The 22,129-nt window shown below is 50.6% G+C and carries 21 protein-coding genes and 1 riboswitch; of the genes, 12 read left to right on the forward strand and 9 right to left on the reverse strand.

Annotated features, from left to right (window positions below; genetic code table 11):
• Positions 1-24 precede the first annotated feature (24 nt).
• The 5 genes from H6F76_RS25590 (at position 25) to rfbD (ending at position 4,719) form a co-directional block, all read left to right on the forward strand.
• The gene (locus H6F76_RS25590; protein WP_190453369.1) at positions 25-645 is read left to right on the forward strand and encodes a TetR/AcrR family transcriptional regulator; all 621 of its coding nucleotides are present in this window, start codon (positions 25-27) and stop codon (positions 643-645) included.
• Positions 646-725: 80 nt separating this feature from the next.
• Positions 726-1,340, forward strand: a complete 615-nt coding sequence (locus H6F76_RS25595) for a 2OG-Fe(II) oxygenase (RefSeq protein WP_190512548.1) — start codon at positions 726-728, stop codon at positions 1,338-1,340.
• A 185-nt stretch (positions 1,341-1,525) separates the two neighbouring features.
• A complete protein-coding gene (locus H6F76_RS25600; RefSeq protein ID WP_190512550.1) occupies positions 1,526-2,905 on the forward strand; it encodes an aminopeptidase P family protein in 1,380 nt (459 codons plus the stop codon).
• Between the two features lie 220 nt (positions 2,906-3,125).
• A complete protein-coding gene (locus H6F76_RS25605) occupies positions 3,126-3,665 on the forward strand; it encodes a photosystem I reaction center subunit XI (protein ID WP_190453359.1) in 540 nt (179 codons plus the stop codon).
• Positions 3,666-3,837: 172 nt separating this feature from the next.
• Positions 3,838-4,719, forward strand: coding sequence for a dTDP-4-dehydrorhamnose reductase (gene rfbD / locus H6F76_RS25610; protein WP_190512552.1), 882 nt, complete (start codon positions 3,838-3,840; stop codon positions 4,717-4,719).
• Between the two features lie 126 nt (positions 4,720-4,845).
• Here the strand turns inward: rfbD and H6F76_RS25615 are convergent, their stop codons facing one another.
• The 8 genes from H6F76_RS25615 to H6F76_RS25650 all read right to left on the reverse strand — a co-directional run bounded on the left by H6F76_RS25615 (position 4,846) and on the right by H6F76_RS25650 (position 12,299).
• Positions 4,846-5,838 (reverse strand): glycosyltransferase, encoded by a 993-nt coding sequence (locus H6F76_RS25615; protein ID WP_190512554.1) that lies wholly within the window; start codon positions 5,836-5,838, stop codon positions 4,846-4,848.
• Between the two features lie 451 nt (positions 5,839-6,289).
• Positions 6,290-6,817: a hypothetical protein gene (locus H6F76_RS25620; RefSeq protein ID WP_190512556.1), complete on the reverse strand. Its 528-nt coding sequence runs from the start codon at positions 6,815-6,817 to the stop codon at positions 6,290-6,292.
• Positions 6,818-6,838: 21 nt separating this feature from the next.
• Positions 6,839-7,204 carry an S-layer homology domain-containing protein gene (locus tag H6F76_RS25625; RefSeq protein ID WP_190512557.1) on the reverse strand — a complete coding sequence of 122 codons (366 nt, stop codon included), beginning with the start codon at positions 7,202-7,204 and terminating at the stop codon, positions 6,839-6,841.
• A gap of 45 nt (positions 7,205-7,249) precedes the next feature.
• Entirely contained in the window at positions 7,250-8,332 is a 1,083-nt protein-coding gene (hrcA, locus tag H6F76_RS25630; RefSeq protein WP_190512559.1) for a heat-inducible transcriptional repressor HrcA, read from the reverse strand.
• A 271-nt stretch (positions 8,333-8,603) separates the two neighbouring features.
• On the reverse strand, positions 8,604-8,960 hold the full coding sequence (locus H6F76_RS25635; protein ID WP_190512561.1) for a rhodanese-like domain-containing protein: 357 nt from the start codon (positions 8,958-8,960) through the stop codon (positions 8,604-8,606).
• A gap of 310 nt (positions 8,961-9,270) precedes the next feature.
• Entirely contained in the window at positions 9,271-10,122 is an 852-nt protein-coding gene (locus H6F76_RS25640) for a metal ABC transporter permease (protein ID WP_190512563.1), read from the reverse strand.
• Between the two features lie 144 nt (positions 10,123-10,266).
• Positions 10,267-11,031 (reverse strand): metal ABC transporter ATP-binding protein, encoded by a 765-nt coding sequence (locus tag H6F76_RS25645; protein WP_190453346.1) that lies wholly within the window; start codon positions 11,029-11,031, stop codon positions 10,267-10,269.
• 149 nt (positions 11,032-11,180) lie between these two features.
• A complete protein-coding gene (locus tag H6F76_RS25650; protein ID WP_190512565.1) occupies positions 11,181-12,299 on the reverse strand; it encodes a zinc ABC transporter substrate-binding protein in 1,119 nt (372 codons plus the stop codon).
• Between the two features lie 163 nt (positions 12,300-12,462).
• Positions 12,463-12,646: riboswitch (cobalamin riboswitch) on the forward strand.
• A 15-nt stretch (positions 12,647-12,661) separates the two neighbouring features.
• Between H6F76_RS25650 and H6F76_RS25655 the strand changes: the two genes are divergently transcribed.
• The 5 genes from H6F76_RS25655 to H6F76_RS25675 all read left to right on the forward strand — a co-directional run bounded on the left by H6F76_RS25655 (position 12,662) and on the right by H6F76_RS25675 (position 19,288).
• Positions 12,662-13,228 carry a hypothetical protein gene (locus tag H6F76_RS25655; RefSeq protein ID WP_190512567.1) on the forward strand — a complete coding sequence of 189 codons (567 nt, stop codon included), beginning with the start codon at positions 12,662-12,664 and terminating at the stop codon, positions 13,226-13,228.
• 5 nt (positions 13,229-13,233) lie between these two features.
• A complete protein-coding gene (locus H6F76_RS25660) occupies positions 13,234-14,217 on the forward strand; it encodes a methyltransferase domain-containing protein (RefSeq protein ID WP_190512569.1) in 984 nt (327 codons plus the stop codon).
• Positions 14,201-14,650: a hypothetical protein gene (locus tag H6F76_RS25665; protein ID WP_190512571.1), complete on the forward strand. Its 450-nt coding sequence runs from the start codon at positions 14,201-14,203 to the stop codon at positions 14,648-14,650. Before H6F76_RS25660 ends, H6F76_RS25665 begins: the two co-directional genes overlap by 17 nt.
• Before the next feature lie 292 nt (positions 14,651-14,942).
• The gene (locus tag H6F76_RS25670) at positions 14,943-17,420 is read left to right on the forward strand and encodes a phosphoketolase family protein (protein WP_190512573.1); all 2,478 of its coding nucleotides are present in this window, start codon (positions 14,943-14,945) and stop codon (positions 17,418-17,420) included.
• A gap of 233 nt (positions 17,421-17,653) precedes the next feature.
• Complete coding sequence (locus H6F76_RS25675; RefSeq protein WP_190512575.1) at positions 17,654-19,288, forward strand: alpha-D-glucose phosphate-specific phosphoglucomutase; 1,635 nt, start codon at positions 17,654-17,656, stop codon at positions 19,286-19,288.
• 89 nt (positions 19,289-19,377) lie between these two features.
• Here H6F76_RS25675 and H6F76_RS25680 read toward each other — a convergent pair whose 3' ends face one another.
• The gene (locus H6F76_RS25680; protein WP_190512577.1) at positions 19,378-20,631 is read right to left on the reverse strand and encodes an RNA polymerase sigma factor; all 1,254 of its coding nucleotides are present in this window, start codon (positions 20,629-20,631) and stop codon (positions 19,378-19,380) included.
• Positions 20,632-20,810: 179 nt separating this feature from the next.
• Between H6F76_RS25680 and H6F76_RS25685 the strand changes: the two genes are divergently transcribed.
• Complete coding sequence (locus H6F76_RS25685) at positions 20,811-21,167, forward strand: YciI family protein (protein WP_190512579.1); 357 nt, start codon at positions 20,811-20,813, stop codon at positions 21,165-21,167.
• A 95-nt stretch (positions 21,168-21,262) separates the two neighbouring features.
• A complete protein-coding gene (locus H6F76_RS25690) occupies positions 21,263-22,120 on the forward strand; it encodes a YciI family protein (protein ID WP_190512936.1) in 858 nt (285 codons plus the stop codon).
• The last annotated feature ends 9 nt before the right edge of the window (positions 22,121-22,129 follow it).

A 22,129-nucleotide genomic window follows, 5' to 3' on the forward strand; every position in this document is an offset into this window, starting at 1 on the left:
CAACCCGCTTATTTCTAGAACGTTATGCGTCTTTCCCATCCGCCGTCATCACCTGAGACTGAAACGCGTACCCGCATTCTTAAGTCGGCGCTGAAGCTGTTTGCAAAATTGGGCTACGACGGTACGACAACTCGTGACCTCGCTGAATCTGCTGGGATCGCAGAGGGTACGCTGTTTCGCCACTTTCCGAATAAGAAAGCGATTTTAATTGAGGTGGCGACGCAGGGATGGGTCGAAATCTTGACGGACTTGCTAACAGAACTGAGCGAAATGGGTAGCTATAAGGCAGTAGCGCAAGTGATGCGGCGACGGATGCTGAATTTGCACAAGAACGCCGATATGCTGAAGGTCTGCTTTATGGAGGCGCAGTTTCACCCAGAGTTGCGCGATCGCATCCAGCTTGAAGTCATTGATAAAATGACGGATGTTGCAGAAGTCTTTTTTCAATCTGCAATGGATCAGGGCATTTATCGGCGCATGAACCCAAAGATTGTGGCGCGGGTGTTCCTGGGTATGTTTGCGGTGGCGGGCTTTAGTCAGGACACGATTATGGGAGAAGGGTCGTCGCCTGCTGAGATGCAAGAAATGGCGGAAGGGCTGGCAGACATCTTTTTGAATGGCGTGCTGGTCAAGAATGGAAGCTGAAACGCCAAAGGATGAAGGCTAAAAGGCTTGGGTGAGTTACGATAGAAAGCCTGCAATTTGCGTTAAGTGAAACTACACCGTTGAGTTATTACCGTCAAGAACCTGATGTCTTTGCGATCACCGACCTTCATCGGTTGCGTGGAGAAATCTTGGCGTGTCCCTATTTTGCGGTGAATAATCTGAACCGCGATTTTGTTGGTACGAAGGGCTTCTCAGTTGTGTTTCAGCAAACTGGGCTAGAGACAGTGAAGCAACAGTTTCCCTTTTTCACGCCCTATCTGGATCGCGCCTTGCAACCTTACTGCAATGCCTTTTACCTCAATCCGCTGCTGCTAAAGGAAGGGTCGCGGGTTGATCCCCATATTGATCGATCGCTGCGATCGTACTGCAAAACGGTGGAGCCACCAGCGATCGTTAGCGTCCTTTACGTGCAGGTGCCAACCAATCTACAGGGTGGGGAACTGGTACTACGAAATCATCGGCAGCAGGTGGGGCAGATTAAGCCAACATTTAATACGCTGCTTCACTTTCAGGGCGATCTGACCCATTCTGTAAACCCTGTGACAGTTAGCGGCACACGCTTGAGTCTGGTGTGTGAGCAATACAGTTTAAGTGCGGCTGAGTTGCAGGAAATTCCTGAGTTTGTGATCGAATCCAGAGCAGCGAAACCAAAACGGGCAACTGCAAGAAGATGAGTGTAGATCAAGAAGATGAGCGTAGATCCTCAACTCCCAGCTAGCTCCCCGACTTCTGGATCATGGTTAGCTTGCAGGATGGCTACAGCAAACAGTTGGAGATCTGAGTTGCTGCTTCTACTTCTGATTGGCAAGGCTGGAAATGACAGAATGAAGCAGGCGGTTCTCTCACTAATTCCAGCGTCATGCAAACTCTAGACCGAAATCCCTCTTTGATCGCTGCGTTACAGACTCGACGGACTAAATTGGCAGCTTTAGTAAACGTGCCTGTGCTGCTGTGGTCTGGGAGCAGCAGTCCGCGAAACTTTCGGGCAAATACCTTTCCGTTTCGCGCTAGCAGTCACTTTCTCTACTTTGCAGGGCTACCGCTGGAAAATGCTGCGATTCGCTTAGACGGTGGCAAGCTGGTCTTGTTTATAGATGAGGCGAGTCCAGGAAGCGCGCTGTGGCATGGAGAGTCGCCAACGCGAGATGAAATTGCCGCCGCGATCAGTGCACACGATGCGTATCCGTTAGCGGAGCTAGCTTCTCAGTCAGAGATGGCAACGATCGCAGTGCAGGATGCTACGACTCGCTCGCACCAAGCTAGAGTTCTCAAGCGTGCGATTGCATCAGCCGATGATTCCCAAGGTTTTGACTTGGCGTTGGCACGGGCGATCGTCTCCTTGCGTCTAACCCATGACGAATTTGCACTGGCAGAATTACGAAAAGCAGCTACGGTCAGCATTGCTGCTCACCAAGCAGGTATGGCAGTAACGCCCTACGCCCGTACAGAAGCAGCAGTACGAGCCGCTATGGAGAGTGTCATTATTGCCAACAACATGACTTGTGCTTACACAAGCATTGTCACTGTCCATGGCGAAGTGCTGCACAACAATCAGTATCACCACCCAATGCAACCGGGGGATCTGCTGCTTGTAGATGTGGGTGCGGAAGCTGCCTCTGGTTGGGCATCGGATATTACTCGTACTTGGGCGGTAGCAGGCAAATTTTCGCCGACACAAAGGGCAATTTATGATGTGGTGTTGGCGGCGCATGATGCCTGTATCGCCGCTATACGCCCCGGTGTGGAGTATCGTGAACTGCACTTGCTAGCAGCACGGACGATCGCCACAGGCTTAGTAGATTTAGGTATTCTGCGTGGGCAGGTAGATGATCTGGTTGAGCAGGATGCTCATGCGCTGTTCTTTCCACATGGGGTGGGGCATCTTTTGGGCTTGGATGTGCATGATATGGAAGATTTGGGTGATCTGGCAGGCTATGAAACTGGGCGCGTGCGGAGCGATCGTTTTGGGTTGAATTATTTGAGGCTTGATCGTCCACTGCAAGCAGGTATGGTTGTCACGATCGAGCCAGGTTTTTATCAAGTGCCCGCCATTTTGCAAGATCCAGAGCGTCAATCACGCTATCAAGCGGTTGTGGATTGGGATCGTCTAGCTCAGTTTGCTGATGTCCGTGGCATTCGCATTGAAGATGATGTGCTGGTGACGGCAACAGGTTCAGAAGTGCTGACAGCGGCATTACCGACGAAAGCGGAGGCGATTGAACAGTTGATTCAGGGTTAAACAAGCTGTTCTAGGTGTTGCCCCATCCTTGTCAGAGTTAGTAAGAGAGCATTAGCCCATTCAGCGATCGCGCTATGCTTCCAATCTCCTACTAATCCAACTGTCTTCCGAAGACGATCCCCATCTACTCACTCTGTAGCTTGAGAAAGAGGACTTAGTAGCCAAAATCCTTTATCATGAGTGCCACACTGCCATGTACATGTAAGAGGAATCAAGGCATATGGCTAATTTTGTAGACAAGATTGAGCGGTCTAACACGAATCCTAACGATCCTAGAAATCGTGAAGTCGTCTATGCGGCTTGGGATGACCCTCAAATTGGTAACCTTGCTACCCCCATTAATGCGTCTGGTCTCGTACGCGCATATATCAATAACTTGCCTGCCTACCGCCAAAATTTGTCTCCTTTGCGGAGAGGACTTGAAGTTGGTTTGGCTCATGGTTACTGGCTACTCGGTCCCTTTATCACATTTAATCCGCTGCGCGATACAGAGGTGGGTTCCATTGCAGGGTTACTTGCTACTCTTGGCACTCTTTTGATAGCCACGCTGAGCCTTTCGCTCTATGCCGCTAGCAATCCTCCAAGCCCGATTGCAACTGTCACCGTGCCTAGCCCACCACAGCTGTTAAGCACGTCTGAAGGCTGGAACGAATACGCCACTGGCTTTTTCCTGGGTGGTGTTGGCGGTGCTGTATTTGCTTACGGCTTGGTGACAAACATCGCCTTATTCCAGAAATATTTGAGCTTTGTTGCTCAGTAACCTTTAAGTTTGCTGAACAGCGAATGGCTTGATGTTCCGATCGTGAAGAAAAATCTAGAGCAGCACTGCTCTAGATTTTTCTTGTTTAAAGAAGCATTTTTAAGTACTTATGAGGCTGCGTGGAGAGAGTATTTAGGTAAAGTAGCTCCATCAGCATTCAAAAATTTTACCTATGACCCGAATTTTACTGACAGGTATTACTGGGCAGGTTGGTCAGGAACTCCAGCAAACCCTGGCTTCTTTGGGAGAAGTCGTTAGCGTGGGGCGCGATCGCGTCGATTTTTCGCAACCAGAAGCCGTACAGCGGGTGATGGAGACTGTGAAACCCACGATCGTCGTCAATGCGGCTGCCTATACTGCGGTTGATAAAGCCGAAAGCGAACCTGACCTCGCCAAGTTGGTGAACGCTGTTTCGCCCGGAATCCTTGCAAAAGCCGCAAGCCGCATCGGCGCAGGGCTGATTCACATCTCCACTGATTACGTGTTTGATGGCACGCAAAGTTCGCCCTATCTGGAAACGGATGCAACCAATCCGCTAGGTGTGTATGGCTCTACAAAACTGGCAGGTGAAGCAGCGGTGCGTGCTGAGTGCAATCGTCACTTCATCATTCGTACTGCCTGGGTCTATGGTGCGAAAGGTAAGGGCAATTTCGTCAAAACGATGCTGCGGCTGGGAGCTGATCGGGAAGAAGTGCGCGTCGTGACTGATCAAATTGGTGCGCCTACCTGGTCAAAAGATTTGGCTGAGGCGATCGCCCAACTTGCACCCCAATTGTCTGCCGATACGGTCGGCACCTATCACTACACCAACAGCGGTGTGTGTAGTTGGTACGATTTTGCGATCGCCATCTTTGAAGAGGCGCAGCAACTCGGCTTTCCCCTTAAAATCCAGCGCGTTATCCCTATTACCACGCCCGAATACCCCACCCCAGCCAAACGTCCTGCTTTCTCCGTCCTCTCACTCAAAAAAGTCTCGACGCTATCAGGTACGCATCCTCCTTACTGGCGACAAAGCTTGCGAGCGATGCTGCAAGAACTGCGGTCAAACCCTTGAATTACTCCTGTTGAGCAAATAATGTTTTTTCCTCTCTCAACTGACAGTTTTTGGAGTCTCTGAAGTTTGTCTGCCAGTACTTAAGACTAAGCTGATGCCTTAAGCGTCTCTATTTGGATGAGGAGTTTAAGGCTTTTGCTGCATTTTTGCATATGCTTCGTAAATGCCCTGGACGTTGTACCAGTTAAGAAAAATCCGGGCAACTTCGAGGGCAAGTTGGGTTTTACCCTGATCGATCAGCCATTGCAAGAAAGGAGCCATTGTGCGTTCGTTAAGCCGTCCGCCGATCGATAGAATGCCCCACAACAAGCGATGCAGCCAGGTCATCTGGATCATCAGCCGCACATTCCAGGTCGGATGCTTTTGGTAGAACAGCACGCCCATTTTGCCGCGCTCGATTTCTTTGTCGATCAAGTTTGGGAGTTGGCTGAGGGCAAAGGGCGGATGCCAGTGATAGCCGACAGCATCGGGGCATTTAATGAGCGTTAAGCCTAGTTGCTTCAAACGTACACCTAGCTCCAGATCTTCCCAACCGTAGAGTTGAAAGCGGGTGTCAAACAGCCCAGCTTTCTCTAGCCAGGTACGGGCGATCGCCACGTTTCCAGTGGCAAAATAGGCGGCTGAGAAATCAGTGAGCTTGTACGGCTCTGCGGTTGGATCGTCAAAGTTAGCGGTGTTGATGACGCGACCGTAGGTAAAGACGGGAGTGGGTAGTAGGGAGTGGGGAGTGGGGAAGTTTTGAGTTTGTTTCAAAGGCTGACCGCTGACCGCTGACCGCTGACCACGCTGCAAGCCTTCAGCGTGTGCCTGGAGAAAACCCTCAGTGACAACTAGATCGCTGTCGATGAAGATGATGGTGTCACCAGACGCTTTTTCAACACCTAGATTACGTGCAGCAGCGGGACCCTGGTGATCTTGCTGGAACAGTCGAACATGAGGAAATATGCTGGCGTTGGTTTGGAGCCAATCGACGGTGCCATCGGTAGAACCATCATCCACGACGACAACCTCGTAGCCTGCGATCGCGCCTGCATCAAACTGCTGAAGCTCTAATGCTTTCAGGCACTTTTCTAAAATCGGTTTGCGGTTGTAGGTCGGAATGACCACACTGAAAAACACGGCATCTCCTGGAGAAGTTTTTAGTTGTTAGCTATAAAGCCTGTTGATCAAATTAGATAGGTTTTAGCTCCTGCCTTCTGCTGACGATCTTTCGCCCTACAAGTATGTGATTTTGTTTGCTTTAGCCACTCTAGGCTATCAGATGACGCATTTGCAGGCTATTTCTGACGTGTTAGCAGCGCTTTTGGTTTCCAAGGGGACAGCAGGGACATGCCAGCAGACCGTTTAAGCAAGTGGTGAAGTGGTCGTGGGTAGATGATGTGGCTAGGTCAACAGGTTAGACAGGCGTGCAAACAACGGGCGAAAAAATTTTGGGAAGAACGCATGATTGAGAAACCTGTAGCGATCGTGCGCTCAATTTTGTAATGGCAACAGCATATTACTTTTGAGAGCCTGCCGCCAACTCTACGACCATCTCAAGATTGCTCGTCAGTATATTTCAACAAATTAATCACAAGTCGTGTTTATCTAGCCAACTTTTGCAATTTCCAACAACATCTATACCAAAAGCTAAGATAGCTTCCTTGCCCGCTAACTCCTTGTAAGTAACCTCTTGCGGTCTTTCAAACAACTCAACACATCCCCAATAGGCTCCAATAAGATAATGGATATCATATGAATCACCAACATAGTAGTTGCTATGAATAACATCTTGACAGCCGTAATAAACCTCTATGATTTCCTTCAACCCTGTAAAAGGTTTAACTTCCTGACTTGCAATCTGTTTAATGGAATGTCGAAGTATTTCCCAACAACACTCCTCCCTTGACTCAGGTAACGTTACTGACAATTCATTCAACGCTTTTTCAAACGCTGTTCCAACTTCTTCTAATCGTTCCTCAGCATCCAGCGCCGCATCTAGAATTGATGGCGAGTAAAGTCCTGCATTTAATGCCGAGTCCGCAATCTGCCGGAGTTCATAGCTAGTTGCTAAACCAAGCCGATAACGAAGTCCGTAAAATCTAAGCTGACCCAGCATGATTGTTTGCTGTTCAATTTTTTACTTGGCAGTGGATTCATCACCTGGAAAGGTGCCGACCCGATCGCTCAACTCTCTTAATTGCTCATTCAACTCTCGCTGACGCTGAAGCAACGTATCGAAGTCAGTACGTGTGGCAAAGTTTGCTCTGCTGAACTGGAGTTGCTGATTGACTTGATCCAGACACGCATTCATCCCAGCGGCAAATTCATAGCGGGTGATCGGGCGATCGCCCTGATACGTCCCATTGGGAGTGCCAGAAATACAGCCTGTTTTGGGTTCTGGTTGAGTGGGTACTGTCTGTGCGGTGGCTGCTGTTGTATGGGCAGCGATCGCCAACGGCAGCGCCAAGACCATGCGAGTTAATGTTTTTTGGGAAGACTTCATCACAACAATCGCTCCTAACCTGCAATCCCACCTTAGCAAACGAAATTACGAACTTAGCGCATCAGAAAGATAGTCGGCAGCCGCTTCTACTAGGGCGATCGCGTTTTCATAAACCATGCGTGTCGGTCCCAAAACGCCGACGCTGCCAACGGGTACAGAGTCTTTGTGATAGGTCGAAGAAATCAGTGTGCAGGTTCGCATGGGTTCTAACGGGTTTTCGGCACCAATACGAATAGTGACGCGCTTACCGGGCTGCTGCAAGTCTGACCGCTCAAAAATCAGCGGCACAAGCTGGTGTTGTTCTTCTTCTAACAGATGAATAATGGTTTGCACCTGCTGGAGTTCTGAAAATTCTGGTTGGCGCAGCACTTCTGCTAGCCCACTAATAACGATTTGAGTAGGAGCAGGCGGTTGGGAGCGGCGGGTTAGCTCCACCAGGATCGTTCTCAGCAGATCGGCATAACGTTCAAATTCGCGATCGAGTTCACTCCAGTCGATGGTTGCTAGTTCGGCGATCGCGCGACCCCGCAACTGGCTATTCAAAAAGTTGGATAAGATTTGCAGTTCGCGCTCCAGCAAATCGGCATCCAGGTTAGCCGTATCAGCCGATAGCGGCAACTCAATGAGGGCTGATTGGGTTTCGTAAGAGTCTGTCACAAAAATCAGCATCACCCGAGTCGTATCAACTGGCACAAGCTGTACGTGACGCAGATGACTGGTGTGTGTTTGCGGCGTAGTGATTAGTGTAATGTAGCCGCTGACAGTAGCTAGAATTTGCGCGGCTCCCCGCAGTACCGCTTCAAAACTCCAGTCTTCAGCATTCAGGCGATCGTTAAACAGATGCGCCATTTGCTGCGTCGAGTCATGGGATGGCACGATCAACTGATTCACATAGATACGATAACCAGAGTCAGATGGCACGCGACCGGCTGACGTATGCGGCTGAAAGAGCAGTCCGCCTTTCTCCAGTGCCGCCATCGCATTACGGATCGTGGCAGAACTGACGCTCAAGTTATAGTCCCTCACCAAGGCTTCGGAGCCAACGGGTTCAGCAGTGGCAATATAGTGGCGGATAGTTGCCCAAAGTACTTGCTGCTGACGGTTAGTAAGATTGACCAAGTTGGACATTCTTTAAAGGGCGAATCGTAAAAAGGTTTGAAGCGGTGTCAATGCATTATGAGGTCACATCGACAGAACGAAGGCAAAACATGACGGGATCAAGGAAATCAAAGGTAAGATGCACAACCTATGATCAAGATAGCAGATGCACTGTTGCCGTTTCTGCCTTAGGTGCCACTAAGTAGACGGCATACATAGCGAATCTACCATTAGGCAATTTGTTACAACACTTTGATGGTGTGACACCGAAGGATTAAACATCGAACCAGCAGTCTGTCATTCAGTATTGGGCTATAGATGGGTCAACCGCGATCGCATACGCATCAATGCCACCCACTACGTTTCTAACCTGCGTGAAGCCCTGAGTCTGTAACCACTGGCACATCTGCGCCGATCGCACACCATGATGGCAAAGGACGATCGTTTCCTTCTGTGGGTCGAGCCGCGTTTGGATATCGCCCGACCATTCGGCAAACTCACTGAGCGGTAAATGTTCAAAGCCGTCTAGTTTGGCAAGCGCTAGTTCACTCGCTTCGCGCACATCCACAAACTGCACTGCATCAGAGGGCGTGGCTAAACGCTGTGCTAACTCTGCAACCCGAATTTGAGGCAACGGTTGGTTAGATTGGGCGGTCATAGGAGAACGAAAACTCGACAATTTATCTTGCTTCCGATTGTAACAGCCTTGCATCGATCGCTTTCTCTTTCTGCTACTCCAACCCGATCGTCTAATACTGAGTCCCTTTTTATACGCTACAAATTAAGATTCCTCTGTCGCGGCTTTTCTCTTTTTATAGGAATTGAGGGGCATCAATCGGGGAATCTACCGCCAGCACTTTTTGCATTGGTACAACAACTCGCACTGCTTAATCACTGGCTGGCTCACTCTTACATCACTAAGAGGAAAGCAAGCTTCATCCATAGGAAAATAGCAGTTGTCATGGCGCTTAGTGACTGCCATAACCCTGGACTGAACCAACGTAAGGCAACACTGTTGCGATTAAGAAAATCGTTAATTGCACTGCGACAATGGTGGGACCAGATGGCAAATTAAATGCGGCAGAAAGCACCATGCCACCTACGGCGCTGAAGGCTCCTAACCCTGCCGACAGCAAAACATAGTTGGTAAAGTTGCGACTAAGCAATCGTGCAGCACAGGCAGGAATGACCACAAAGGCACTCACTAGCAACACCCCGATCGCCTTGATAGAGATGCCTACGACCAACGACAGCAGCACAATAAAAGCGGTGCGATGAGCCGATACCGACACCCCACGGGCGATCGCCAATGGTTCATGCAGCGTTACCAACATCTGCGTTCGCAACGTTAGCCCAACCAGCACTACGCAGACAATAAGCAGCAAACTGCTAAACACTAAATCGAGTTCTCGGACTGCCAGAATATCGCCAAACAAAAGGTTATTGAGTCCCCCTTTGTACTCCCCCACAAAACTGAGGATGATGATGGCGATCGCTAAAGAAGATGAGTAAATAATGTTGAGCAACGCATCCGTCCACAAACGAGTTCGCTCCAGCAAGTAAGTCACGCCCAGCGCAAACAAAACAGCAAACGGCAGCAACACCACCGATGGATTGATGCCCATCAATAGACCAATGCTGATACCCAATAGTGCTGCATGACCGAGTGCATCACTAAAAAAAGATAACTGCCGCAAAATCGTAAAGCTGCCGAGCATTCCACCCATTAACCCTGTAAGAACGCCGCCGATCATAGCTCGCTGCATGAAGGGAAATTGAAAGAGTTCGATGACGCGAGCCAGTTCAGCTTGGAAAGACATGAGGATGAGGAAGAAGTGAAGAGGTGATGGAGTGAAGGGGTGAGGAAGTGAAGGGGTGAGGAAGTGAAGAGGTGAGAAGATTTAGGGTTTGGGCATTCTCGTTTTGTTCTAGAATCCCGCTCCTTTAACCGTCCACTTCTATCTTCAATGCTGATGTCGATAGCGAACGAACTCAGAACCATACGCAGCAGAGAGGTTATCGGGAGACAGTGCCAATTCCGGGACGCCCTGACACAGTAAAGTACGATTAAGACAGAGGACACGATCGCAGTGTCGTCGCACCATATCTAAATCGTGGGAAATCTGCAAAATAGCCCAGCCCTGCTCTTGCTTGAGTTGGTACAACAGTTGATAAAACTCTGACTCGCCACGCACATCTAAGCCAGCAGGAGCCTCATCGAGAATCAACAAACGGCGCGGGTAAACTAGACAATAAGCCAGCAAGACGCGCTTAGTTTCGCCGCCGGAAAGCCTGCTGATAAGTTGATCTTTAAGGTGCGTCGCATCAACCCGTGCCAGCGCTTCTCGAACGGCGTAATGACGTTTTCTGTAATTTGCCCAGGGCAACTGAAACCCCAACCGATCCCACCCTAACCCCACCAGTTCTGCCACTGTCATGGGAATGCGGCGATCGAACAAGAAGTTTTGCGGTAAGTAGGCAATTTGCTGACGGAGCCGTGGTGGCAGAAAACCTTTGCGACTAAGGGGTTGCCCCAGAATCACAATCTCACCCGCTTGTCTAGGCAAAATTCCCAGCAACGCTTGCACCAGCGTACTTTTGCCTGCACCATTGGGACCTACGATTGCCGTATCAGTGCCTGCCTCTAGTGCAAACGAAACATCCTGCACTGCTGCATAGGTTTCCCGGTAAACGGTTAGTCGTTCAATTGATAACACCGTGTCGCTCAATCAACACCTCATTTATTGAGTAGAACAGGGAAGGAGTGGAAGGGTAGAAAAGTAGAGGAGTGGAAGAGTGAGGAGTGGAAAGGTTGGAAAGCGGGAGTAGAAGGATCAGGAGATAAATTACCCCTCCGCCTCTTTACCTCTTCACCCCATCACTCCATCACCTCAACCCACTGAGGCACTACCGCTACGAACTTCGCCAATCTAAGGGGCAGCAAGGATTGGGTCGATCGACGCGTAAATGCTGTCACCAAAGTTTTGACATTCTGCCGCATGGTGGTGATGTAGTAGTCAGGTTGCAGCGCCTCTATGCCTCCAGTTTCCATCGGGTCAAACGTGCTGACTCCCACATTTAGGTCTTTAGACAGTGCCGCAAAGGCATCTTGCCCTCCCTGCGGTTCCGTTAGCAGTGTTTTCAGATTGGTTGCCTTGACAGTATCAATTACCTGTTTGACATCAGCAGGCGATGGGTTCTCTTCGGGTACACCCACCAGAAAGTTGGCTTTCAAGCTATAGCTTTGGGCAAAGTAGGGTGCAAAGTCATGAAAGGCGACAAAGGTTTTATTTGCATACGGTTGCAGCAGCTTCGCGGTTTCGGCATCCAAATCCCGTAATTTCTGAGTGAAAGCGGCTGCATTGGCAGTGTAAGTCTCCTTGCCAGCAGGGTCAGCAGTAATCAGCCCATCCCGAATGTTTTCTACCTGTTGAATTGCGCGTTTAGGGTCAAGCCAAATATGGGGATTGAATGCTCCATGCTCATGTCCGGCTTCGGCTTTTTTCTCATTTTCATGATCGTGGTCGTGATTCTCTTTGTGGCTACCTTCGATGTCTTCAGTGGCAATGGTTTGAATGCCTTTACTAGAGTCAATGATTTGGAGATTAGCGTTGCCTGCATTCTTAACCAGATCTTCCAAAAAATCTTCTGTCTCTAGCCCGTTTTGCACAAGCACATCGGCTTTAGCCAGTTTTTGGGCATCGTCTGGTTTCGCCTGGTAATCATGGGGACCCACATTGGTAGGCAAGAGTTGGATCACGTCTGCCCGAGCGCCCGCTACTGCCTTTGTAAACTGGCTCATCGGTAGAAACGTGGTGACAATCTGCAATTCTTTAGCCGCTGCCACTGGAGATGATGCTGCTTGGGGTGCTTGTGTCTGATCTGAAGGTGTATTGGTTGCACAACTGCCTAAGCCAAGGGCGATCGCAGACACAACGATCATCGACAACCGACGGGCACGGCTTGATCGTTGTAACCCTACTTTGAGAGGAACCATGTTTATACAATGAGAATCATTATCACCCGCTCATTCTACAGCAATTGCCGTAAAAAGTAATTTGCCTGTTAGGTGAAGCTGTGACAACGTGTTTACAGCGATCGCCGCTTACTGCTGTATGGCGATCGAGTACAGCCGTCTCAGTCCTTCGTTCAACCGTGTTAGGGTTGAGAACATGATCGGTTTTGATGGGGAGCAGCCGTCAAACACAAGGGGGAAAGTCCGGTTTGAATCCGGCGCTGTCCCGCAACTGTGAACTACAGTCAGCAGTCAGCAGTGCTTTACTATGTGTTGCTTGCGATTAACTTGTAGGAGTCAGAATGCCCGCCGATCGTGGTTTACCAGTTTCTGCGAGGTACAGATTGGGTCTAAATTTTTTTGATCCCAGGTGGGGAATCGGACGCGAGGCTGTGGCAGCCAGTCGGCTGTGGCGCTATAGCTTGATTGCAATTGGTAGTGCCAGTAGCCTGATCTATCCTCATGTGCCGCTAGTTAGTTTTGCAGCGCTGGCAGGCATTACTCTTCATCGTAAGCAGGCAGTTGTCTCTGTTGCCTTGATTTGGTTTGTCAATCAGGTTTATGGTTTCGCTTTGCGAGACTATCCTTTAAGCCCGATCGCACTCTTGTGGGGTGTCACGATGGGTTTGGGCACTGTTGCAGTTGTTTTGCTCGCCTCTATGCAGCCCAAGTTTAGCGATCGAGGTTGGTTGGGGCAAACCCTGTGGCTGGGAGTGGTCATGCTGCTAGGGTTTGGCATTGCTCAGAGCAGCATTCTGTTTGTGAATCAATGGGTGGGAATGCACGGTTTTACGGCTGATGTACTCTTGCGGCTTTTTATGCGCGAGCTAGTCTGGGCGATCGCTCTTTTTACCCTCTACACTGCCTTTGTGCTAAACCATCAACGCAGTCTACGGCACACGCTCCGCTGAACCCTATGAGTTTCTTTTTCGTTCTTGGTATTCTCCTTGCCTTATTAATAGTAGGCATTGCTTTTTATCTCCTCACGGCTCGTCGCTATCAAAACGCGGACTCTGTTGCCACGTCTTATGACGAATGGACAGACGATGGCATTTTGGAGTTCTACTGGGGCGAGCACATTCACCTCGGTCACTATGGTGTGCCACCAAAACGCAAGGATTTTTTGGCAGCGAAGGCTGACTTTGTGCATGAAATGGTGCGTTGGGGCGGGTTAGACATATTACCTCCTGGTACAACCGTCTTAGATGTGGGCTGTGGTATTGGCGGCAGCAGTCGCATTCTGGCAGAAGCCTACGGGTTTGCTGTCACCGGAGTTACCATCAGTCCTCAGCAAGTGAAGCGTGCTCAAGCACTGACACCAGACGGGCTAAACGCTCAGTTTAGGGTGGATGATGCGATGGCGCTGTCGTTTCCAGATGGCAGTTTTGATGTGGTCTGGTCGATCGAAGCGGGTCCTCATATGCCCGATAAAGCTATTTTTGCTCGAGAGTTGCTGCGCGTGCTGAAACCAGGTGGTGTGCTGGTAGTGGCAGACTGGAACCAACGCGACGATCGCCAAGCGCCGCTTAATGCGTGGGAACGACCCGTGATGCGGCAATTGCTTGATCAGTGGTCTCACCCCGCTTTTGCCAGCATTGAAGGGTTTGCTGAATTGTTAGCAGCAACGGGCTATGTTGCCGGAGACGTAATCACCGCCGACTGGACGGAACCAACCCTACCGTCCTGGCTTGATTCCATCTGGCAAGGTATTGCTCGACCAAGTGGGTTGGTGCGGTTTGGGGTCGCAGGTTTGCTCAAATCACTGCGAGAAGTGCCGACGCTCCTGCTGATGCGACTGGCATTTGGCACGGGTCTTTGCCGCTTTGGGATGTTTCGTGCTGTCCGAAGTGGATTGGAAGCAGCAAACCAGCGAGAAGAAGCCAATGCGACCGCGAAATGAACTTTGGCAGGGATACTTTGGCTACTGGCAGAATCGCTTCATTCACCACCATCTTTTGACGATCGGCTACTCTGCCTGGATCGGTTATAAGCAGCACGGTCGTGGTGTTGTCGTGTGCGATGTGGTGGATACAGTCACCCCCTCGATCGATTGGAGTGTGGATACTGTAGCCTTTCAGCAGTGGTTCATTCCGCACGCTCAGGCAGAAGGCTATCTGCAAGCGGTTGCCTTAGCGCCAGAGGCTGTCACGGCCGTGCTGAGCGCGATCGCAACTTACGAACCGACTAAGGCGATCGTCGTTTTGGTCATTGGCAATGGGACTGTAGATATTAACCTACTGCAAAATCTGGCGATTTCTCCCCCTGAGTGTTGTGAGCAGGTACAACGACGCTGGGCAGAATTTCAGTCTGATTTAAGCTTTATTCAGCTTTAGGCATGAGCCTTAAGTAGGTAAGTGCTGGTTTAAGTGCGCGTCACTGGAACAGAATCGTTCGATCGACAGATGTTCTTTATGAAGATTAATGGCTACTTAAAGTAGTCTGTTGTCCGAATGCTCAGTTTGACGCTTTAGTAACGGATGTCTGATTGGCTGCTGGTTTGCCTTTGCTGACTGGCAGTACCACTCCAGCTCGACTCTTAAAAACAGAGCCTCAAAAACAAGTTTCATTACCATCCGTGCCGACGTAAACCGATCACACAAACCTTCAGCAAACGGATTACAAATCATGGTAGCAACGCCTTCTAAACCAGCCCTTGACCGCTCCATTAGTGCCTTCGGAACCGCTCGATCGACCGTTGAGGGAGCACCACTCACACCGGAAGAACTACGCAAAATGCACGCGTATTGGCGTGCTTGTAATTACCTCGCGGTTGGCATGATTTATTTGCGAGAAAACCCGCTTTTAAGAGAACCACTCAAGCCAGAACACATCAAGCGCCGTTTGTTAGGGCACTGGGGTTCAAGCCCTGGCATTAGCTTTCTTTATACACATTTAAATCGGGTCATCAAACAGCAAGACCTCAACATGATTTATGTGGTTGGTCCTGGTCATGGTGCGCCCGGTTTTCTTGGTCCTTGTTACTTAGAAGGCAGCTACTCTGAGATTTATCCAGGTAAGAGCGAAGATGCAGAGGGTCTGAAGCGCTTTTTTAAGGAATTCTCCTTTCCAGGTGGTGTTGGTAGCCACTGCACTCCCGAAACTCCCGGTTCGATTCACGAAGGCGGTGAACTGGGTTACAGTCTCGCTCATGCCTATGGAGCCGCTTACGATAATCCCGATTTGATCGTGGTGGCGCTATCGGGCGATGGTGAAGCCGAAACGGGACCGCAAGCAACCGCATGGCATTCCAACAAGTTTATTAACCCGATTCGAGATGGGGCTGTCTTGCCTGTCTTGCATTTAAATGGGTACAAAATCAACAACCCCACACTGTTGTCTCGCATCAGTCATGAGGAACTGGAAGCTCTATTTAAGGGCTATGGCTACAACCCTTACTTTGTCGAAGGGTCTGATCCTGAAACGATGCACCAGGCGCTCGCTGCTACGCTCGATCGTTGCATTGCCGAAATCAAACAGATTCAAGCCGAGGCTCGCAGCACCGGCATTGCCAAACGTGCCCGCTTCCCCATGATTGTCTTACGGACACCCAAGGGCTGGACGGGTCCTAGTGAAGTGGATGGACACAAGGTTGAAGGATTTTGGCGTGCCCATCAAGTGCCCATGTCTGATGTGACCAAAAACGACGGGCATTTTGAGGTTTTGGAAGAGTGGCTGCGGAGCTATAAGCCCGAGGAACTCTTTGATGAGAGCGGTGCGCTGCTGGCAGAGCTAAAAGACATCGCACCCAAGGGTGTTCGCCGTATAGGCTCAAATCCTCACGCCAATGGTGGCTCAGTGCGGAAAGAACTCAAGTTGCCTGATTTTCGCCAGTACGCTGCGGCTACCTCTCCGCCTGGGCACCTTCAGGTAGAGAATACTCGACCGCTGGGTGTGTTTCTCCGCGATGTTATGCGCCTCAATATGACCAATTTCCGCGTCTTTGGACCGGATGAAAACACATCTAACAAGCTCTCAGCAATCTACGAGGTAAGCAAAAAACTCTGGCTTGCAGAGTACCTTCCCGAAGATGCTGATGGTGGCGAACTAGCGGCAGATGGTCGGGTCATGGAAATGTTGAGTGAGCATACGCTAGAAGGTTGGCTAGAAGGCTACCTGCTTACAGGACGGCATGGCTTTTTCTCCACTTATGAGTCCTTCGTCCATGTGATCGATTCCATGATTAACCAGCACTGCAAATGGCTGGACATCTGCAATCATATTCCCTGGCGGGCATCCATTTCTTCGCTGAATTTGCTCATTACCTCAACGGTCTGGCGGCAAGACCACAATGGTTTTACCCATCAAGATCCTGGCTTTTTGGATGTTGTTCTCACCAAAAGCCCCAGTGTCACTCGCATTTATCTGCCGCCTGATGTCAATACGTTGCTGTCGGTTGCAGACCACTGCTTGCGGAGTGTGGATTACGTCAACGTCATTGTCTCTGACAAGCAGTTGCACTTGCAGTATCTGGATATGGATGCAGCCATTCAGCACTGTACTAAAGGGCTTGGCATTTGGGAGTGGGCAAGCACTGATGCAGGCGTTGAACCAGATGTTGTGCTGGCGTGTGCGGGCGATATTCCTACATTAGAAGCGTTGGCGGCAAGCGTGATGCTGAAGGAGCACTTTCCTAATCTCAAGCTGCGGTTTATTAACGTAGTTGATTTGTTTAAGCTGCAATCAGAGACGGAGCATCCGCATGGGTTATCCGATCGCGACTTTGATAGCTTGTTTACCACTGATAAGCCAATTATTTTCAACTTCCACGGCTATCCCTGGTTGGTGCATCGGCTGACCTATCGCCGCACCAACCATAACAATCTCCATGTGCGCGGCTACAAGGAGAAAGGGAGTATCAACACGCCTCTGGAACTAGCGATTCAAAACCAGATCGATCGCTACAGCATTGCGATGGATGTAATCGATCGTGTGCCCAGCCTTCACGTGGCGGGCGCTCATGCCAAAGAAGCGTTTAAGAACCAGCAAATTGAGTGTATCCGCTATGCCTATGAGTATGGTGTTGATATGCCCGAAATTTTGAACTGGAGATATCCAGGTACGCCTGCTGCTACTGCCCCTGCGCACGAGGATGCGTCAGACTAAGCGATCGAAACAATTGCGCTTATAATCGTGTGCGGGTAGCATCTGCGGACGGCAAGCGCTTGGAGCGGACACTGATTCAACGCGAGAAGGCAATACGTTCGTTAGGGGCATAAGATTGTTGTGCCCCTACGGGCAATCAATCACCCGCCAAGAATATCGCCTCTCTGCTTAACGTTCAGACAGCGATCGCCCTAATGTAACGACCCAACCATCGGCGTAAGAAGACTATTTACATGAATATACAAACCGTTTCCACCACTCCCTTTGCTGACCAAAAACCGGGAACCTCTGGGCTGCGTAAAAAAGTGCCCACGTTTCAGCAACCGCATTACCTGGAAAATTTTGTTCAGTCTATTTTTGACAGTCTAGAGGGCTTTGAAGGGCAAACGCTGGTGGTCGGTGGCGATGGTCGCTACTACAACCGCGAAGCTATCCAACTGATTTTGAGAATGGCAGCCGCAAACGGGTTTGGGCGCGTGCTAGTGGGACAGGGCGGCATCCTCTCTACTCCTGCGGCATCCTGTATCATTCGTAAAAACAACGCTTTTGGCGGCATTATTCTTTCGGCTAGTCATAACCCAGGCGGTCCCAAAGAAGATTTTGGCATTAAGTACAACACTGGCAATGGCGGTCCCGCGCCCGAAAAGGTGACAGACGCGATTTTTGCCCGCAGCAAGGTCATTGACCAGTACAAAATTTTGGACGCGCCGACGATCGATCTCGATCAACTTGGTCAGTTCTCTCTGGGCGCTATGACCGTTGAAGTGATTGACTCGGTAGCAGATTACGCTGAATTGATGGAATCGCTGTTTGATTTCGATCGCATCCGTCAGCTTTTGACCAGCGGACAGTTTCGGATGTGCATGGACTCGCTTCACGCGGTCACAGGTCCCTACGCTCATGCGCTGTTTGAAGGCACGCTGGGTGCACCTGCTGGCACAGTGCAGAATGGGATTCCCTTAGAAGATTTTGGTGGTGGGCATCCTGACCCCAACCTTGTTTACGCGCATGATCTGGTCGAGGTGCTGTTTGGTGAGAATGCACCGGACTTTGGTGCCGCCTCTGATGGGGATGGCGATCGCAACATGATCCTCGGTCGTCACTTTTTTGTGAATCCTAGCGATAGCCTCGCTGTGCTCGCCGCCAACGCCAAACTGGTGCCTGGTTACAAAGATGGCTTAGCAGGCATTGCCCGATCGATGCCCACGAGTCAGGCTGCCGATCGTGTGGCGAAGCGTCTTGGCATCGAAGCTTACGAAACGCCAACAGGATGGAAGTTTTTTGGCAATCTGCTTGATGCTGGCAAAGCTACACTCTGCGGTGAAGAAAGCTTTGGTACAGGCTCCAACCACGTCCGCGAAAAAGATGGTCTGTGGGCAGTGTTGTTCTGGCTCAACATCCTGGCAGTGCGACAAGAATCGGTTGAGCAAATTGTGACAGAACATTGGCAGCAGTACGGACGCAACTTTTACTCACGCCATGATTATGAAGGTGTCGATAGCGATCGCGCTGCCACACTGATGCAAGGCGTTTATGAGCAAATGCCCACGCTAAAGGGCAAAAAGTTTGGTACCTACGAAGTTGCCTTTACGGATGACTTTAGCTATACCGATCCGATCGATGGCAGCATCAGCACTAAGCAGGGTGTACGCATTGGCTTTACCGATGATTCTCGCATTGTGTTCCGGCTTTCAGGCACGGGCACTCAGGGCGCAACGCTACGGCTCTATCTCGAAAGCTATGAACCGAACATCGCCAAACATCAGCTTGATCCCCAAAAAGCATTGGCTGATTTGATCAAGATTGCGGATGAAATTGCGGGCATTCATACTCATACAGGGATGGATAAGCCAACAGTCATTACCTAAAAGATGAGTGGATAAGGATCACCCGTCAAATGGATTGGACGACGCTTGCAGAAGTTAGGATCGCAGTTCCTATCCAGCAATGCTGAACTCTAGGGCTGAACTTCGCGCAGCCGACGCTCCAGAAAGCGACGTTCGCTGTCATTCGTGACCAGTGTGAGTGCTTGCTTGTAGCTCTGAGCAGCTTCCTCTAAGGCTCCGATGCGGCGTAGTAAATCGGCACGGGCAGCGTGGAACAGGTGATAGCCGTCGAGTTCGGTGGCAAGCCTATCCAGCAGCCCGATCGCTGTCTGCGGGCTGTCTGCCATGGCGATTGCTACTGCCCGATTCAGTGACACGATCGGGGATGGTTGTAACCGTTCCAGCACATCATAAAGCTGCACGATCTGCGGCCAGTCTGTTGCTTCGGCTCGTGCTGCTTGACAGTGAAGTGCTGCGATCGCCGCTTGCAGAGCAAACACACCCGTTCCACCGCGCAATGCTTCTTCCACAAAGGGCAACGCTTCAGCAATCTGTTGGTGGTTCCAGCGCTCACGGTTCTGATCTTCGAGCAGCACTAGATCGCCAACCTCATCCAAACGGGCATCGCGTCGGGAGTCGTGGAGCAACATCAGTGCTACCAGTGCCGTTACTTCTGAGGGTGGTTGGGGCGACATGAGCTGCCTCACCAGTTGCGCCAGCCGAATGGCTTCGGTGCAAAGGTCAGCCCTCACCAGTGCCTCGCCTTTGGTCGCTGCATAGCCCTCATTAAAAATGAGATAGATCACTGTCAGCACTGCGCCGATCCGTGAAGACAGATCAGCCGTGTCGGGCACCTTGTAAGGAATACCTGCATCCCGAATTTTGCGTTTGGCACGCACTAGTCGTTGTGCCATTGTTGCTGTGGGTACGAGGAACGCGCGAGCAATTTCGTCTGTTTCCAGCCCGCCTAGCATTCGTAGCGTTAAAGCCACCTGAGTCTCGATCGCCAGTGCTGGATGGCAGCAAGTGAAGATGAGCCGCAAGCGATCATCCGGAATTTCATCCGAGTCATAGGTTGGCTCCTCACTGCTTGGAATTAACCCCGAGGCGGCATACCATTCCAGTTTTTCCGTCATCCGTGTCCGTCGTCGGAGACGGTCGATCGCTTTGTAGCGAGCGGTGCGGATGAGCCAGGCACGCGGAAGATCAGGAATCCCACTGGCTTGCCACTGTTTCACGGCGGCTGCAAAAGCCTCCTGTGCTGCTTCTTCAGCCAGATCAAAATCTCCTATCAGCCGAATCAGGGTAGCAACAATCCGCCCCCAATCAGTGCGATAAACCGAGGCAATCGCCTGGGTGACATCTGTTTCTGCATTTAGAACCATACCTGACCTAAAAATTTTGGCAAGCTGTCGATTTGAGCCATTGCCGTTCGACTTAATTACAGAAGGAACCGAAGACGGTCAGGCTCGATCGTAGCGAATGATAAAAATTTTCTGCGAGGTGTCGATTTGAGCTAACCTCGTTCGACTTACTTGCAAAGAGAAAGCATGGAGGCAACCGAATGAAATATCTACTGCTGATCTATATGGATGAAAACGCCCTGAGCGAAACCGAGCGGGAGAAATGTTACGTCGAATCTGCACAACTCGCGCAGCAGCTCAGCTCGAAGGGACAGTATTTGGCAACCGCTCCGCTCCATCCCGTCGCCACGGCAACCAGCGTCCGGGTGCGCGAGGGTAACTCACTTGTGACCGATGGACCCTTTGCCGAAACGCGCGAACAACTGGGCGGCTTCTTTCTGATTAATGCGCAGGATCTCGATGAAGCGATCGCGATCGCCGCTCAGATTCCAGGTGCGCGAGTCGGCACGGTCGAGATTCGTCCCGTGCTTGAAGTGTCGGGTTTACCAGAACCCTAATGTCTACCTGTCTCAGTTCGGCTCATTTGTCGATCGTCTCGATCCAACTATCCACAACCTTTATCCACAAACTTAGACTCCAAGGAGAGACTGCAATGCGCTTTATGATGCTCATGATTCCTAAAGGTTACGAGAGTGCGGCTCCCGATGTGATGCCGGATGCTAAAGCGATTGAAGCCATGATGAAATACAACGAAGCTCTTCAACAGGCTGGTGTGCTGCTTACCGTTGAAGGGTTGCGCCCCCCCTCAGTAGGAGCGCGAGTCACATTCAAGGGAGGAAGCCCAAAAGTAACAGAAGGGGTTGCCCCCGAGGTGAAAGAGGTGCTGGGTGGCTACTGGATGATTCAAGTGAACTCGCAAGAGGAAGCGATCGCTTGGGCTTCTCGCTGTCCTGCCTCAGAGAACGAGACGATCGAAATCCGCCAAGTGCAGGAATTCGAGGATTTCCCAGAAGATGTGCAGCAAGCCGCTGCCGGATTCCAGGAAATGCAAGGTTCTGACACCACAATGGCACCGGCAAGCATTCATACAGGCAACGAAGCTGAAATTCGTCAACTGATTAGCGATCAACAGCGTGCCATTTGTGCCAAAGACGTGGATCAAATGATGTCTCGCTATGCCGCTGAGGTCATTCTGTTTGATGTCAAACCCCCGTTTCAAACTCAAGGCAAAGACGCAGTTCGCCAACTGTGGAAAGACTGCCTGCCTTACTTTCCAGACGCTTTCGGGATGGAAACACAAGACCTCACCATTACTGTCAATGACGAGTTGGCGTTTGCCCACTGGCTCTTTCGCTTTAAGGGAGAACAAGACCACCCCGCCATGCAAATGTGGATGCGTGCCACCGCTGTTTGCCAAAGAAATCAGGACAACTGGCAGATTTTACATGAACACATCTCAGTGCCCTTTGATCCACAAACCTCTCAAGCAGTTTTCACGCTCAACCCGTAGAACGATTGT

The sequence above is a fragment of the Leptolyngbya sp. FACHB-321 genome (assembly GCF_014695975.1).
GTDB lineage: Bacteria > Cyanobacteriota > Cyanobacteriia > Leptolyngbyales > Leptolyngbyaceae > Stenomitos.